General features: G+C 69.1%; 15 protein-coding genes and 4 tRNA genes. 10 read left to right on the forward strand and 9 right to left on the reverse strand.

Translation table 11 applies throughout. From position 1 onward, the window contains the following. Nucleotides 1-116: 116 nt before the first annotated feature. Nucleotides 117-971, reverse strand: coding sequence for a transposase (locus AB0B72_RS08040; RefSeq protein WP_367737790.1), 855 nt, complete (start codon nucleotides 969-971; stop codon nucleotides 117-119). Between the two features lie 472 nt (nucleotides 972-1,443). After that, a complete protein-coding gene (locus AB0B72_RS08045) occupies nucleotides 1,444-1,977 on the reverse strand; it encodes a PadR family transcriptional regulator (protein WP_367737791.1) in 534 nt (177 codons plus the stop codon). Nucleotides 1,978-2,111: 134 nt separating this feature from the next. Here AB0B72_RS08045 and AB0B72_RS08050 point away from each other — a divergent pair, with 134 nt between their 5' ends. The 3 genes from AB0B72_RS08050 (at nucleotide 2,112) to AB0B72_RS08060 (ending at nucleotide 4,555) form a co-directional block, all read left to right on the forward strand. Further along, nucleotides 2,112-2,939: an SDR family NAD(P)-dependent oxidoreductase gene (locus AB0B72_RS08050; RefSeq protein WP_367737793.1), complete on the forward strand. Its 828-nt coding sequence runs from the start codon at nucleotides 2,112-2,114 to the stop codon at nucleotides 2,937-2,939. Further along, nucleotides 2,936-3,748, forward strand: coding sequence for an SDR family NAD(P)-dependent oxidoreductase (locus AB0B72_RS08055; protein ID WP_367737795.1), 813 nt, complete (start codon nucleotides 2,936-2,938; stop codon nucleotides 3,746-3,748). Before AB0B72_RS08050 ends, AB0B72_RS08055 begins: the two co-directional genes overlap by 4 nt. A 684-nt stretch (nucleotides 3,749-4,432) precedes the next feature. Continuing rightward, nucleotides 4,433-4,555, forward strand: a complete 123-nt coding sequence (locus AB0B72_RS08060) for a hypothetical protein (RefSeq protein ID WP_367737797.1) — start codon at nucleotides 4,433-4,435, stop codon at nucleotides 4,553-4,555. A 79-nt stretch (nucleotides 4,556-4,634) separates the two neighbouring features. Here AB0B72_RS08060 and AB0B72_RS08065 read toward each other — a convergent pair. Together AB0B72_RS08065 and AB0B72_RS08070 are read right to left on the reverse strand one after the other, a co-directional pair. Next, nucleotides 4,635-4,706: transfer RNA gene (locus AB0B72_RS08065), tRNA-Lys, on the reverse strand. Nucleotides 4,707-4,804: 98 nt separating this feature from the next. Further along, nucleotides 4,805-5,962, reverse strand: coding sequence for an acyl-CoA dehydrogenase family protein (locus AB0B72_RS08070; RefSeq protein ID WP_367737799.1), 1,158 nt, complete (start codon nucleotides 5,960-5,962; stop codon nucleotides 4,805-4,807). 86 nt (nucleotides 5,963-6,048) lie between these two features. Here AB0B72_RS08070 and AB0B72_RS08075 point away from each other — a divergent pair, with 86 nt between their 5' ends. Next, complete coding sequence (locus AB0B72_RS08075; protein ID WP_367737801.1) at nucleotides 6,049-6,468, forward strand: PspC domain-containing protein; 420 nt, start codon at nucleotides 6,049-6,051, stop codon at nucleotides 6,466-6,468. Between the two features lies 1 nt (nucleotide 6,469). On the opposite strand, the gene AB0B72_RS08080 is transcribed toward AB0B72_RS08075, so the two are convergent. From AB0B72_RS08080 to AB0B72_RS08095, 4 genes are all read right to left on the reverse strand, one after another. Then, complete coding sequence (locus tag AB0B72_RS08080; RefSeq protein ID WP_367737803.1) at nucleotides 6,470-7,684, reverse strand: MFS transporter; 1,215 nt, start codon at nucleotides 7,682-7,684, stop codon at nucleotides 6,470-6,472. Between the two features lie 203 nt (nucleotides 7,685-7,887). After that, nucleotides 7,888-8,229: a metallopeptidase family protein gene (locus AB0B72_RS08085; RefSeq protein ID WP_367737805.1), complete on the reverse strand. Its 342-nt coding sequence runs from the start codon at nucleotides 8,227-8,229 to the stop codon at nucleotides 7,888-7,890. A 27-nt stretch (nucleotides 8,230-8,256) separates the two neighbouring features. Next, on the reverse strand, nucleotides 8,257-9,087 hold the full coding sequence (locus AB0B72_RS08090; protein WP_367737807.1) for an ABC transporter permease: 831 nt from the start codon (nucleotides 9,085-9,087) through the stop codon (nucleotides 8,257-8,259). A gap of 41 nt (nucleotides 9,088-9,128) precedes the next feature. Beyond that, a complete protein-coding gene (locus tag AB0B72_RS08095) occupies nucleotides 9,129-10,061 on the reverse strand; it encodes an ATP-binding cassette domain-containing protein (RefSeq protein ID WP_367737808.1) in 933 nt (310 codons plus the stop codon). A 69-nt stretch (nucleotides 10,062-10,130) separates the two neighbouring features. Between AB0B72_RS08095 and AB0B72_RS08100 the strand changes: the two genes are divergently transcribed. The 6 genes from AB0B72_RS08100 (at nucleotide 10,131) to AB0B72_RS08125 (ending at nucleotide 13,084) form a co-directional block, all read left to right on the forward strand. Continuing rightward, nucleotides 10,131-10,820, forward strand: a complete 690-nt coding sequence (locus tag AB0B72_RS08100; RefSeq protein ID WP_367737810.1) for a TetR/AcrR family transcriptional regulator C-terminal domain-containing protein — start codon at nucleotides 10,131-10,133, stop codon at nucleotides 10,818-10,820. Further along, nucleotides 10,777-12,396, forward strand: a complete 1,620-nt coding sequence (locus AB0B72_RS08105) for a metallophosphoesterase (RefSeq protein WP_367737812.1) — start codon at nucleotides 10,777-10,779, stop codon at nucleotides 12,394-12,396. The genes AB0B72_RS08100 and AB0B72_RS08105 overlap by 44 nt, the downstream gene beginning before the upstream one ends. Continuing rightward, nucleotides 12,397-12,469, forward strand: a tRNA-Glu gene (locus tag AB0B72_RS08110). Between the two features lie 102 nt (nucleotides 12,470-12,571). Then, nucleotides 12,572-12,646, forward strand: a tRNA-Asp gene (locus AB0B72_RS08115). Between the two features lie 20 nt (nucleotides 12,647-12,666). Next, nucleotides 12,667-12,740: transfer RNA gene (locus AB0B72_RS08120), tRNA-Phe, on the forward strand. Nucleotides 12,741-12,880: 140 nt separating this feature from the next. Continuing rightward, the gene (locus AB0B72_RS08125) at nucleotides 12,881-13,084 is read left to right on the forward strand and encodes an HAD hydrolase-like protein (protein ID WP_367737813.1); all 204 of its coding nucleotides are present in this window, start codon (nucleotides 12,881-12,883) and stop codon (nucleotides 13,082-13,084) included. Between the two features lie 125 nt (nucleotides 13,085-13,209). Here AB0B72_RS08125 and AB0B72_RS08130 read toward each other — a convergent pair whose 3' ends face one another. Then, the gene (locus AB0B72_RS08130) at nucleotides 13,210-13,830 is read right to left on the reverse strand and encodes a hypothetical protein (protein WP_367737814.1); all 621 of its coding nucleotides are present in this window, start codon (nucleotides 13,828-13,830) and stop codon (nucleotides 13,210-13,212) included. Between the last annotated feature and the right edge of the window lie 76 nt (nucleotides 13,831-13,906).

A 13,906-nucleotide genomic window follows, 5' to 3' on the forward strand; every position in this document is an offset into this window, starting at 1 on the left:
CCACTCGATGGGTCGTGGCTTAGGCCGCCAGTGGATGGCGTCCACCTCACATCCAACCGCCATGACCCACTAACCCGGCGAACCTCGGGTTGCGTCCTCGGAGCGGTGTAAAAGGCTCAACGAGGTAGGTGCCGTGGGTTGATGTTAGGCGGCGGCTGTTTTGGGGTCGAGTCGGTTGCTGGGGCGGTTGTGGGGTGGAGCTGGGTGGGTGGGAAGAGCAGGGCCCGGCGCAGGTCTTGCAGGGTGCGCAAGCTCTTGCTGGTCATGGTGAAGCCGCGCCAGCCGCAGGCAGCGCGGTCCAGCACTGCCCAGAGCAGGGAGACGCAGGAGGTCTCGCCGGGGAAGCGGCCGATGACCTTGACCCGGCGGCGGGTCTCGCCGAAGGTGCGCTCGATGAAGTTGGAATGGCGGATGCGCTTGTGATGCTCGGGCAGGAAGCGCAGGTAGGTCGTCAGTGACGCGCGGTCGGTCAGCAGGCTCTTGACCGCGGCGGGGTAGCGGGCGCCCCATGTGTCGGCGAAGACGTCGATGCGCCGCTGTACCCACTCCACCAGGGGCTGGCCCGGCTCGACCTGTTCGTTCAGGCTGCTGGTGGTGAAGGTGTCCCAGTAGGCGGCTTTGACTTCGGCCTGGTCGCCGGCGCTGACCTTGGACAGCACGTTGCGGCATTTGTGGATGGTGACCGGCCCGGAGATGGTCTTGACCGTGGTCGGGCAGTGGCCGTTGCGGTAGCCGGGCCGCACCACGGCCTGCTGCTCATCGTCGCTGGTGACGGCAGCGGCACGCTGGTAGCGGGCGCGGCCGAGGAAGGCGTCCACCTCAGCCTCGACAGCGGTCTGGATGATCAGCCGGGCGCCGAGACGAGCGGCGTCCTCGATGACCTCGACCAGGCCACGGCCCTCCGCGGCGCGCGGGACCGCTCGGAAGGTGCGCCGGGGGAGATGCGGATGGATGACCCAGGTGTGACCCATCTGTGTCCCAGGTCGTGATCGGACGATCTCCCGTTGAGGAGAACGCCCAGTTTAGAGGTGGTGGGCCGTAGGTTACAGCATACGAACCGCTGTGCCACGGTCCTGACCTGAAGCTTCTTGCTCCGGCTGGGCCGTGAGCGCCGCCCAGCGCCGTCGGAGGTCAGCAGAAGCTCACGTTAGGAGCTCACGGCAATCGATGGCGAGCGAGCGCTATCTGCGGCATTGTGCGCGTTGGAAAGCGCGGGCGAAGCAGGTCGATGATCCGCTCAGGCGAGGCGTTCGCGAGTCGGCCGACTTGCCGCTTGCGCGCCTGGGCAGGGCTCGGCCGGGGAACCCGCGGCGCGTGCCTATGTCCAGGTTTCAGACCATGACGCCGCTGGTGTTGGCGACCGAACCCGACGAGCGGCCGGTGGTTGTGGCCGAGGTGAAGGAGTTGATCCGCGGGTATCTCGCACACCTGGCGCAATGACGGCTACTTGCCGGTGGCGGGTGGGACGGTCTTGGCCCACTCGGCCCAGTCTGCGAGGGCCTGGTAGATCCGGACGGCTGCCTCGATCGTGATGCGCATCGACCTGGTCTGTGGGCTGTCGCCAAACTCGCCGCGGTCCTTGGCTTCGGCGTACGCCCGATAGCGCGCTGCGGATTCGGCGAAGAACCGGGCCTCGTCGTCGAGATGGCGCCGTAGGTCGTCGGGTTCCATGAGCCAGAAGAACAGCGAGCGCAACAGTGACTGCAGTCGCATCGTATGGTCGACGTCTTCGTCGGTGAGCCAGCGGCGGATCTCGGCCAGTCCGGCGCCGGTGATCCGGTACGCCTTGCGCCGCCGGGGCCCTTCGCTGTCCACCTCGATCAGGCCCTCGTCGGCGAGGCGGCCCAGTTCGGCGTAGATCTTCGGATGCTGCGCGGGCCAGATCTGGCCCAGGACCTCCTGGAACCGGCGAGCGAGGTCGTATCCGCTGGCCGGCCCTTCGGCGAGCAGGCCGAGCAGGCCGTGGCGCAGAGACATCGCGTACCTCCGAAGATGCGGAAACATTATCTTGACATGTCCCCCGGGACATATGCCACGATGGTTCACATGTCCTTAGGTACATGTCCTCAAGTTAGTGTGAGGTAACCGAGATGGAGAACAAGGCAGTCCTGGTGACCGGTGCGGCCGGCGGTATCGGCGCCGCCGCGGTCCGTTCCCTGGCCGAGCGCGGATACCGGGTGTACGCGACGGTGCGCGCCGACGACGCGGTGAGCCAGGCGCTGGCGGAGATTCAGAACGTCCGGCTGGTCACGATGGACGTGACCGACCCGGCCAGCGTCGCGGCCGCCGCCGACACGGTCCGGCAGCAGACCCCTGCCCTGCACGCGGTGGTCAACAACGCCGGCGTCATTGTCCAAGGGCCCCTCGAATTGGTCCCGCCGCAGGAGCTGCGCCGCCAGTTCGAGGTCAACACGTTCGGCCCGGCCTACGTGACGCAGGCCTTCCTGCCGCTGATTCGAGCGGGCAAGGGCCGGATCGTCAATGTCAGCGCCCCGACGGCCCGGGTGCCGATGCCGTTTTTCGCGCCGATCTCGGCGAGCAAGGCGGCGCTGGAGGCCCTAACCACCGCGCTGCGGCTTGAGCTGGAGGCCTGGAACGTGCCGATTTCGGTGATCGAGCCGGGCAGTACGCAGACCCGCATCTTCGACAAGGCCGGTGCGGCGGCGAAGGTCGCACGGCAGCACGCCGATCCGCAACGGGTGCGGCTCTACTCGGACCACCTGGCCCGGATCGACAAGACGCAGGCGGGGATGCGGCAGGATCCGGTGCAGCCGGTCGCGGAGGCGATCGTCGACGCCGTCACCGCCCGTACGCCGAAGCGGCGGTACGTGGTCGGCGGCGCTCGGGCCATCGGCGTACTGCTGAAACTGCCGACCGGGCTGCGCGAACGGCTGGTGATGTCGTCGCTGGGCCTGCGCGGGGCGGTGGCCGGGCGATGAAGACGATCGTCCTTGTCGGAGCGACCTCCGGCCTGGGCCGGCAGGCGGCGGCACAGCTCGCCGCCGCCGGTCACCGGCTGGTTCTCATCGGACGCGACGAGCGGCGCGCCGGCCGGCTGGCGGCGGCCCTGCCGTCCGCCAGCGTGATCGCTGCTGACGTGGCGACCCTGGCGGGCGTCGACCACGTGGCCAAGGAGGTGGCGTCGGCGGTCGACCACGTGGACGTCCTGGTGAACAACGCAGGCGTGATGACCCCCACCCGTCAGATCACTGCCGAAGGCATCGAGTTCAACCTCGCGGTTCACCATTTGGCGCCGTACTCGATGACAAGCCGGTTGCTGCCGCTGCTGCACCGCGGCGTGGGCCGGGTGGTCAACGTGAACTCGGAGGGTCACCGCGCACCCATGCGCGGCAGGGGGCCGATCCAGGTGAATCCCGCCGACCTCAACGCGGACCGCGACTTCGACCCGTTCCTCACCTACAGCCGCACGAAGCTGGCAAACCTGCTGTTCTCGTACGAGTTGCAGCGTCGCCATCCGGAGCTGATCGTGGTGGCGCTGCATCCCGGTATGGTCCGCACCGACCTCGGCCGACGCTTCCCCCGCGTGCAGGTCGCCCTGCTGAGCGCGTTCCTGCTGTCCGCGCGCCAAGGCGCACGGCCGCTCGTCCACCTCGCCACTGCAGCCGACGTCGTCGCGGGCGGCTACTACAACCGATTCACGCTCACGTCCTCCTCGGCCGCGTCCTACGACATGGCCACCGCCCGACAGCTGTGGGAGGCGACGGTCCAGCTCCGCGGTTCCTTCTAGATGCAGGCGACGGGCACCGTCGGGTCCTCGCCGTCCTGGCCTGCCTACGGGCGCCGTCCACGAATTGTCGGCAGACGGTGCGGAAGGTTCAGCTTCATCCGGACTGGTTATCTCGCAGCGGTCGGCGACGTCGGTCAGTGCCATGGCCAAGCTGCGCCCGGGCAACGCCGGCGCCAACGACACCGGTGACGCACCTCGGCACAGTCACCTTCCGCAATAAGGACTCCTCAAGATCAACAGTTGACACAGAGGGGTGCCAGATCCGCGCACGGCGTCAGCCCACCCCCGTGGGATGCGATGCGCCGCGTGCACTCCTGGGCCGCAGTCGCTTGCGACGTGCTTCCGCAGTTTGGGCAGCCGACCAAGGCGCCAGCGTGCGGCACATCGCGTCGCCGACATCCCCGGCTCGCAGCGGGCTACCGGAGCCAACGAACGGGCAGGACCTCTCGATCGACGCGCACGGGCACCTCGACCAAGCGACCACGGACCCACAGCCCTGAGCGCAGCCTTCGCCACCATTCCCGACGGCCGATCCGGCAAATCGGCCGCCGGGAACCCTGACCTGCCCAAGGATCGTCGGTCGGGTAGAAGCGACCGTCGCGTAGGAGCCGCAGTCAACCAAAGCAACTCCACGAAAGCCGGTGAACATCAGAGCCTCCATCAATCCCGGCGCAGTTCATAGACATGCGGGTGGTTCAGGTGATCCTCGGGCACTCCCAGCTCACCACGACGAAGCGCTACACCCACGTCACGGAGAACCTGGCCGGCGACGCCATGGCGCGGATGGGCCGTGTGCTGTGGGACTAGCAACCAACTGCAACCACAAATGCAACCGGGCAGGCTTCCGAAGGATCTTCATTCGGGAGTCTGCCCAGTTCATTAGGGGTGGGGCGCCAGGGACTCGAACCCTGAACCGACGGATTAAAAGTCCGCAGCTCTGCCATTGAGCTAGCACCCCTTGCGAGGACGTGTCCCGTCAACCATGACAAGATCTGCGGAACAGTCCCTAGTTGCAGGGTACAGAGATTACCGCCCTCCGGGCGACGGCATTGCCCGTCACCGGTAGGCAGGCAGGCCGGTGAGCGCCTCGCCCAGCACGAGCGTGTGGATCTCCTGCGTCCCCTCGTACGTCAGGACGGACTCCAGGTTGTTCATGTGCCGGATGACCGGATACTCCAAAGTGATCCCGTTGGCCCCGAGGATCGACCGGGCCTGGCGGGCGATGTCCAGGGCCGCCCGCACGTTGGCCAGCTTCCCAAAGCTCACCTGCCGCGGCTTCAAAACCCCGGCGTCCTTGAGCCGTCCGAGGTGGAGGGCGGTCAACCCCGCCTGACCGAGCGACACGGCCATCCAGGCCAGCTTCTCCTGCGTGAGCTGGAACCCCCCGATCGGCCTGCCGAACTGGACCCGCGTGGTGGCGTACTCGACGGCCGCCTCCAGGCAGGCACGGCCCGCCCCGACCACGCCCCACACGATCCCGAACCGCGCCTCCGTCAGACAGGACAGCGGCCCCTTGAGGCCCGTCACCCCGGGCAGCACGGCGGACGCCGGCAGCCGTACGTCGTCGAAGTACAGCGAGGAGGTCACCGACGCGCGCAGGGACATCTTCCGGTGGATCTCAGGGGCGGAGAAGCCGGGGGTCGTGGTGGGCACGACGAAGCCGCGTACGCCGCCGTCGGTCTGCGCCCACACCACGGCGACGTCCGCGACCGAACCGTTGGTGATCCACATCTTGGAGCCGTTCAGCACCCAGTCTCCCGACGGGTCCTGCTTGGCGGTGGTCCGCATGCCCGCCGGGTCGGAGCCGTGGTCGGGCTCGGTCAGGCCGAAGCAGCCGATGGCCTCGCCGGACGCCAGCTTCGGCAGCCATTCCTGCTTCTGCTCCTCCGAGCCGTACTTCCAGATGGGGAACATCGCCAGCGACCCCTGGACGGACACGAACGACCGCAGCCCCGAGTCGCCGGCCTCCAGCTCGCGGCAGGCCACGCCGTACGAGACGGCGTCGAGCCCGGCGCACCCGTAGCCCTCCAGGTGCATGCCGAGAACCCCTAGGGAGCCGAGCTCGGGGGCGATCTCCCGGGCGGGGAAGACGCCCCGCTCGAACCAGTCGCCGACATGGGGAAGGACCTGGTCGGAGACGAAGCCCCTGGCGGCGTCCCTGACCATGCGATGCTCACTGTCGAGCTGGTCGTCGAGGGCGAGGAGGTCTTCCATGAAGGTCAGGCTATAGGGGCCTGCTCGGGGTCCGGCCAGGGGGAATCCCGATGTGCGGAAGGCGGCCGGAAGGGCAGTCTGAAGTCATGAACGAGATGAACAGCAACGGGCCCGTCAAGCAGCTCCAGCGCACCAGGAACGGCAGGATCATCGCCGGTGTGTGCTCCGGCGTCGGCGAGTACATCGGCGTCGACGCGAACATCCTGCGCCTCGCGCTCGGCGTCGCCAGCTTCTTCGGCGGCCTCGGCATCGGCGTGTACGCCGTGGCCTGGCTCCTCCTCCCCGAGGAGGGCAGGCACACCTCCATCGCCCAGGATCTGATCAACAAGAACAAGGACGGCCACGTCTGGCAGGACGTCAAGTCCAAGTGGGACACCGCCCAGAGCGGCTGGAACACCGGCTCGACCCAGGCTCCCCGCCCCGCTCCCGGCTACGAGCAGCACCCGTACGGCCAGGCCCCGGCGGCCGGGCCCCAGGAAGGTCAGCAGGACCGCCCGCAGGCCTGAGTCACGTGGCAGAGGCCCGCACGCTGGCGATGATCTCCGTACGCGACTCGGTCCAGAGCATGGCGAGCACGGCCGCGGCCGACAGCCCGGCCGCACCGGCCAGCGCGACCACCGGCTCAGGACCGAGTTGCTGGGCGGCGGCGCCTCCGATGAGGATGCCGACGCCCTGGGCGGCCAGCAGGCCCGACTGCACGAGCCCGAACGCCTGCGCCCGGCCGGCGGCCGGGACGCACTGGACGAAGGCGGCGTTCGCGGCGAGCTGGTAGGCGCCGCCGACGCCGGAGAGCACCCACAGCGCCAGGACACCCTCAAGCGGGGGCCGTACGGCGCACACCACGAGGGGGGCGCAGGTCAGCATGGCCAGCCACCCCATTCCCCGCAGCCGCCCGGACGGCGTGACGAAGCGGCCGAACGCGAAGGCCCCCACGACGGTCCCCAAGGGCATCGCCGCCATGAGCAGCCCCGTGATCACCGGCACCGACAGCGTCCCGTCGTAGAGCTTCGCGGCGTACGGCACCGCGATCCCCTCGGGCAGCACGTAGAACCCGCACAGCCAGGCGAACAGCACCAGCGTGCGCAGCCGCCGCTCGCCGAAGACGAGGCGGGCGCCCGCCCTGGTCGTCGTCCACATGGACGGCCGGCTCTGATCCCCCCGGTACGGCGGTGGCCGCCGCCGCACCCCCGCGACGATCACCAGCGCCGAGCCGAGGAACGTCGCGCAGTCCAGCGCCAGCGCGCGGTACGGCCCGAGCGCGGCGATGGCGGCTCCGCCCGCCGCGAACCCGAGCATCTGGACCGCCTGGTTGGTGACGTTCTGGAGCGCCGACCCCACGACGTACCGGTCGCCCTCCAGCACCTCGGGCAGCAGGGCGGCGCGGGCCGCGGAGAACGGCGCGCCGAGCAGCACGACGCAGAACACCAGCCCGCACAGGGCGGCGAACGGCATGCCGGGCACGGCCATCGCGGCGAGCAGAACGGCTCGAAGCAGGTCGCAGCACAGCATCACCCGCCTGCGGGAGTAGTGGTCGGCGAGCCCGGCCAGCAGCGGCCCCCCGATGATGGGCGGCAGATAGGTCAGCGCGTAGACGGCGGCGGTCGCCAGCGCGGACTCGGTACGGGCGTAGACGAGGACGGCGAGCGCCACCTGGGCGAGCTGGTCGCCGAGGAGCGACATCCCCTGGCCGAGCCAGAGCGCCCGGAACTCCGGGATCCCCACCACCTCGCGATAGGTCGCTCGTGTCTCGTGGGGACGGCGGTGCCTTCCCGATAGCCTGCCGGGCTTGGTGGCCGCCATTTCACTCCGGTGAGCTTGCTCCGCTGACTGGGGTCGCACGGGCATGCCGCGGTCACTCCGGCCTGACACGCCGTGGTCGACATGTTACTTACAGTGCCGGGTCGGGGCTCCGTTTGCAACCGGGCTCACCAGCCAAGTTGGTGGAGGCGCTCGTCGTCGATGCCGAAATGGTGGGCGATCTCATGGACGACGGTGGTCTGCACCTCCCCGACCACGTCCTCCTCGGTGTCGCAGATCTCCAGCGTGGTGTTGCGGTAGATCTCGATGCGGTCCGGGAGGACCCCTGAATACCAGTCGCCGCGCTCGGTCAGCGGGATGCCGGTGTAGAGGCCGAGGAGCCCGGGCTCGGGCGGGTCGTCCACCACGACGACCACCACGTTGTCCATGACTTTCGCCAGCTCGGGCGGGATCGTGTCCAGCGCCTCGGCCACGAGCTCCTCGAACCTCTTCAGCGGGACGTCGATCATCCCCTCATGGTGTCACCGCTCATGGTGTCACCGCGAGGTCGCCGTACGGTAGCGCCGTACGGCCAGCGGGATGAACACGACCAGGATCAGCAGCGACCAGCCCAGCGTGGCCGTCACCGGATGCCGCAGCGGCCAGGAGGCGGCGGCCGAACCGGGATTGCCGAACAGCTCCCGTACGGCCGCGACCACCGCGCTGATGGGGTTCCAGTCCGCGATCGCCCGCAGCCAGGAAGGCAGCCCTTCCAGCGGCACGAACGTGTTGGCGAGGAACGTCAGGGGGAACAGCCACCCGAATGTCGCCGCGTCGGCCTGGGCCCCGTTCTTCACGAACAGCCCGATGTAGGTGCCCACCCAGATCATCGCGTACCCGAAGAGGGCGAGCAGCGCGAAGCCGGCGAGCGTCCGCGGCACGTCGCCGTGGGTGCGCCATCCGGCGATCAGCACGCCGCACAGCGCCATCATGAGCAGTGAGAGCAGGTGCCGCGACAGGTCCGCCAGGCTGCGGCCGGCGAGCACGGCGCTGCGTGCGATGGGCTGGGCGCGGAAGCGGTCGATGAGGCCGAGCGCCATGTCCTCCGCGACCGCGGTGGCCGACGCGACCGCGGCCAGCGCCATCACCTGCGTGAAGATGCCGGGCATGAGGTAGTTGCGGTAGTCGGCGCCGCCGGGCAGCTTGATCGCGCTGCCGAACACGTATCCGAACAGGACGGTCATGATGACGGGGAACACCAGTGTGCCGACGATCTCTCCCGGCTGCGCCCGCAGGCGGGAGTAGCTGCGCCCCGCGATCGTCCAGGTGTCGGTGAGCGCCCAGCGGAGCCGGGCGGCGGGCGTCGACGGCGGCTCCATGACGGTCATGCGGAGCCCTTCCCCCGGCGTAGAAAGCGGTTGTGTGACGGTCATGCCGCGTTCGCCCCCGTCAGCCGGAGGAACGCCTCGTCGAGGGTCGGGCGGCGCAGCCCGAGGTCGTCGACGCCGATCCCGGCGGCGTCCAGGGCCGCCGCCACCTTGATCAAGGACGTGGCTCCGTCCTCGACCGGCACGACGAGACGCCGCTCACCCAGATCGATCTCGGGCTCGCCAGGGAGCGTCCCGCGGATGACGCCGACGCCCTCGTCGAGACCCTCGGCGTCGCGGAACGCCACGGTCACCCGGTCACCGCCCACCTTCGCCTTGAGCTGGGACGGCGACCCGGACGCGGCCACCCGGCCCTCGTCGACCACCACGACCTGGTCGGCCAGGTGGTCGGCCTCGTCGAGGTACTGCGTGGTCAGCAGCAGCGTGGTCCCCTCGGCGACCAGCTCGCGCAGCTCGTCCCACAGGGCGAGGCGGCTCCTCGGGTCGAGCCCGGTGGTCGGCTCGTCGAGGAACAGCACGGCCGGCGCGATGATCAGGCTTGCCGCGAGGTCGAGCCTGCGCCGCATGCCTCCCGAATAGCCCCTGACCGGGCGATCCCCGGCGTCGGCCAGGCCGAAGCGTTCGAGCAGCTCGTCCGCCCGCCGCCGGGCCGTGCGGCGCGGCAGGTGGTAGAGCCGGCCGAACATCTCGAGGTTGCGCCAACCGGTGAGCAGCTCGTCCAGCGCCGCGTGCTGCCCGGCCAGGCCGATGCGGTAGCGCAGGCGTGCGGCGTCCCTGACCACGTCGCAGCCCGCCACGCGGGCCGTGCCGCCGTCCGGGCGCAGCAGCGTCGTGAGGATTCGCACCACTGTCGTCTTGCCGGCCCCGTTGGGGCCGAGCAGCCCGCAGACCGACCCCTCGGGTACGTCGAGGTCGACGCCCCGGAGCGCCTCCGTGGGGCCGTACCGCTTGCGAAGCCCTTCCGCGTAGATCACGTACGCCTCCTTAACGCAGTTAAATTTAACGTTGTTAAGCATGCATTGAACGTGGTTAAGCTGTCAACTGTGGGACTTGAGCGCGACACCATCGTCAGGACGGCCGTACGTCTGCTCGACGAGGTGGGGCTGGACAAGCTGACCTTGCGGCGGCTGGCGGCCGAGCTGGGCGTCCAGGCCCCCGCCCTCTACTGGCATTTCCGCAACAAGCAGGAGCTGCTGGACGAGATGGCCGAGGTCCTCACCGTGCGGGAGGGCCAGGCCCTGCGGCCGCTGGCCGTGGGGGAGTCGTGGGAGGAGTGGCTGGCCGGTTGGTTCCGGGACCAGCGGCGGGTCTTCAACGCCCACCGTGACACGGCGCGGCTCGCCGCCGGCACCCACCCCGGGCAGGGCACGCTGGCCACCGTCGAGCTCATCCTGGAGTCGCTGCAGCGCGCCGGGTTCACCCCCATGGAGGCCATGGGGGGCGTGGGGGCGCTGGCGAGCTTCACGGGTGGATTCGTGCTTGAGGAGCAGGCGGACAGGGAACGGCAGATGAATGATCAGTCGCAGCTGGACCAGGCGTTCGAGGAGCTCACCCCCTACCCGAGGCTGCGTGCCGTCCTCACGGAGATGGGCGGTCCTCAGAGCGACGCCTCGTTCGAGCACGGTTTGTCGCTGATCATCGCGGGCATGCGGGCGCGTCTGGCGGAAAAGTCGGGTAGTCAGGGAGGAGATGGAGATCTCGCGATGGAGGGCGTTCGCCCGGAGGGTGGTTAGCGGCCGGACGGCGCGGGTCCTCGCGGTCGTCCTGGCCGCCGTGTTCGGCTGCTGGCTCGGCATGGCGGTGGGCGCCTCGGTGCAGACGGCGGTCGGGCCCGCCGACATCGGCATGTCGCTGGCACCGTCCTGGAGCGGTGAGACGGTCGTCGACGTACGCCCGCTCGGCACGCTGAGCTTCAACAGCCACGACGGCCCGATACGGCTGAGCCTGACCATCGAGGCCGTCCATCCCGAGGCGGCCGAGGAGATACTCAAGAATCCCCGCTGGGCCGACCGTCTCCCGGTGACGATCGAGAAGGATGTGATCGAGGGCCTTCGCGGCCTCGTCATCCGCGCGCTGATCTTCGCGGTCGCCGCGGGCTTCCTCACCGGGCTGATAGTTTTCCGGCGGCTGACCAGGGCCGCGTGGACGGCGGCGGGATCGCTGCTCATGGTCGTCGTGGTGGGCGGGGTCGCGGCGCTGACCTTCAACCCCCGGTCGATCTCCGAGCCTCGCTACACCGGGCTGCTGACCGGCGTCCCCTCGCTGGTCGGCAGCGCCCAGTCGATCGTCACCCGGTTCTCCGAGTACCGCGGGCAGCTCGCCAAGCTGGTCACCAACGTGTCGCAGCTCTACGAGGCGGGGTCGACGCTGCCGATCTACGATCCCGACCCGGAAACGATCCGTGTGCTCCACGTCTCCGACCTGCACATCAACCCGCTCGCCTGGAACGTCATCAGGTCGCTGAAGGACCAGTTCAAGGTCGACATGATCATCGACACGGGTGACATCAGCGACCACGGCACGAGTGCGGAGAACGAGTTCGTCAAGGAGATCGGCCGCCTCGGCGTGCCGTACGTGTTCGTCCGCGGCAACCACGACTCCATGACGACGCAGCGGGCCGTGGCCAGGCAGAAGAACGCAATCGTGCTGGACGGCACGGCGGCCACCGTCAAGGGCCTGCACATCTACGGCATCGGCGATCCGCGCTTCACTCCGGACAAGTCCGTCGAGGTGAGCGGAGACTCGTCCCAGGCACTGGTGAACCTCGGCCGCGCCCAGGCGGGGCGGCTCGCGCCCCCGGATTGGCCGCGCGCCCCCTCCACCTCGGCTCCCGACAGGGTCGAGGCGGACATCGCGGCCGTCCACGACCCGACCGTGGGGCGGGCGCTGTCGGGGTACGTCCCGCTCGTGCTGGCCGGTCACGTTCACGCCCGGTCGACCGAGCTGATGCCCACAGGCACCCGCCTGATGATCCAGGGCTCCACCGGGGCCGCCGGCCTGCGCGGCCTCGAACACGACCAGCCCACCCCGATGATGGCGTCGGTGCTGTACTTCAGCAAGACGACGCGCAGGCTGCAGGCCTGGGACGACATCACCGTCGGCGGGCTCGGCGAGCAGTGGATCCAGGCCGAGCGTCATGTCGAGCAGAGCCCGGGTCGTACAATTTCTCCGGAGTCACCAGGCGTCCCGCCGCCAACGGGAACGATCAGCGGCTCTCCGTCGCCAATCGCTTTGGCATCGGGGCCAAACGTCCCCTATGCTTCAGAGGTCTCCGACGGAAGACGTCACGGAACAGGGCGCAGGCCCTGAGCCCCCATCGTCTAGCGGCCTAGGACACCGCCCTTTCAAGGCGGCGGCACGGGTTCGAATCCCGTTGGGGGCACACGGAGCGCCAGGCGCGCCGGGAATCGGAAGGTCGAAGACCTTCCGGGAACTGGTAGGCTAGGCGAGCCGAACAACACGGAGGGAAACCTTCGGACATAAAGGTCCTGTAGAGCAGTTTGGAGTGCTCGCCACCCTGTCAAGGTGGAGGTCGCGGGTTCAAGTCCCGTCAGGACCGCGTACGGCGGCAGCCGCCGAGGTCAGGTAGCTCAGTTGGTACGAGCGTCCGCCTGAAAAGCGGAAGGTCGGCAGTTCGACCCTGCCCCTGACCACCCTCTTTGAACAGCCCAAACGCCCCGAGCCGATCACGGCCGGGGCGTTCTTGCTGAGCGTTGACGACAACCCTGACGACAACATCTCTGTTGATCTGGAGTCGCTGTGACCGCGGGACATCCTTGCTGAAGGCGGATGGATGGTGGGCGATCACCTCGTCAAGGACATCGCCGGAGGACGAGCAGCCGGCCTACGAACCGTGTGGATCCACCAGGACACATCGTCGGAACACGAGAACTGCGCGGATCTCGTTGTCGGCGATGTCATCGACGGCATTGCGCTACTGCGTGAAGGGCCACGCCGCGCTGATCGGGCTGCCAGAGATGGCTACGGCGGGACTTAGGTCCGCGCTGAAGGGCTGATATATGGGCCTGATTTGGTTTTATGCCGCAGGAGCTTCTCCGTCGAGATCACGGACGGTGCCCGGCGATGGCGTCGCCGGGCACACTGCGAGCTGACCGTCCTGCTTCAGAGGTGCTGGGTTAGCTGCTCGTCCTGGGCGGCTCCCCGCCGCTCGCCGACGCGCAGCGCCGCGAACAGCCACGAACCGGCCAGCAACACGCCACCGGCACCGGCGACCACCGGGCCGAAGTTGGTCAACCCGAAGTTCACGACAACGAGCGGGCCGGTGAGCCCGAGTGCGAGCGCGATCGATCGCGGAAGCGTCCCGCGTCGGCCGACTTGTGCGCCCCAGACGATCGTGGTGACGGCCAGCACGATCGCTGCGGCGGCGAACGTCCAGAACCCGGCGTTGCTCCCCCACCAGATGGCGCTGTTCGGCAGGCCGGCTCGCTGGGCGTCGGCCGACAGCGGCCGGTCCTGCAGCGGACCGATCCAGAACTCCAGCGCCACCCCCGCGGTGGCCGTGGCTGCAGCGCCCACGCTGAGCGTCGCTGCGGCCCCGCTTACATAACGACGCAGCAGCACGCACAGCCATACCAGGACTCCGAGAACCACCGCGTAGCAGCGGTTGGCGGTGTCGTAGCCGGTGCCCGCCGGCACCGTCCCGGCCTGCTGACCGAAGTAGGGCTGCAAGGTCGCGAAGCCGAGCGCGAAGAGCACTGCGGCCAGCCTGGTCACGCGGGACATGGAACCTCCGAGTTCCTGGGCGCCGCCAACCGGCACCGACAGAGCTACCGTCGTGGTCCTCCGGTCCCGCCCGGCA

This window comes from Microbispora sp. NPDC049125 (assembly GCF_040802045.1).
Classification (GTDB): domain Bacteria; phylum Actinomycetota; class Actinomycetes; order Streptosporangiales; family Streptosporangiaceae; genus Microbispora.

Bases quoted from the DNA above. Each gene is read 5' to 3' on its own strand.
- AB0B72_RS08040 (WP_367737790.1), bottom strand. From the start codon at position 971: ATGGGTCACACCTGGGTCATCCATCCGCATCTCCCCCGGCGCACCTTC.
- AB0B72_RS08045 (WP_367737791.1), bottom strand. From the start codon at position 1,977: ATGTCTCTGCGCCACGGCCTGCTCGGCCTGCTCGCCGAAGGGCCGGCC.
- AB0B72_RS08055 (WP_367737795.1), top strand. From the start codon at position 2,936: ATGAAGACGATCGTCCTTGTCGGAGCGACCTCCGGCCTGGGCCGGCAG.
- AB0B72_RS08060 (WP_367737797.1), top strand. From the start codon at position 4,433: ATGCGGGTGGTTCAGGTGATCCTCGGGCACTCCCAGCTCACCACGACG.
- AB0B72_RS08070 (WP_367737799.1), bottom strand. From the start codon at position 5,962: ATGGAAGACCTCCTCGCCCTCGACGACCAGCTCGACAGTGAGCATCGC.
- AB0B72_RS08075 (WP_367737801.1), top strand. From the start codon at position 6,049: ATGAACGAGATGAACAGCAACGGGCCCGTCAAGCAGCTCCAGCGCACC.
- AB0B72_RS08085 (WP_367737805.1), bottom strand. From the start codon at position 8,229: ATGATCGACGTCCCGCTGAAGAGGTTCGAGGAGCTCGTGGCCGAGGCG.
- AB0B72_RS08090 (WP_367737807.1), bottom strand. From the start codon at position 9,087: ATGACCGTCATGGAGCCGCCGTCGACGCCCGCCGCCCGGCTCCGCTGG.
- AB0B72_RS08105 (WP_367737812.1), top strand. From the start codon at position 10,777: ATGGAGATCTCGCGATGGAGGGCGTTCGCCCGGAGGGTGGTTAGCGGC.
- AB0B72_RS08125 (WP_367737813.1), top strand. From the start codon at position 12,881: ATGGTGGGCGATCACCTCGTCAAGGACATCGCCGGAGGACGAGCAGCC.
- AB0B72_RS08130 (WP_367737814.1), bottom strand. From the start codon at position 13,830: ATGTCCCGCGTGACCAGGCTGGCCGCAGTGCTCTTCGCGCTCGGCTTC.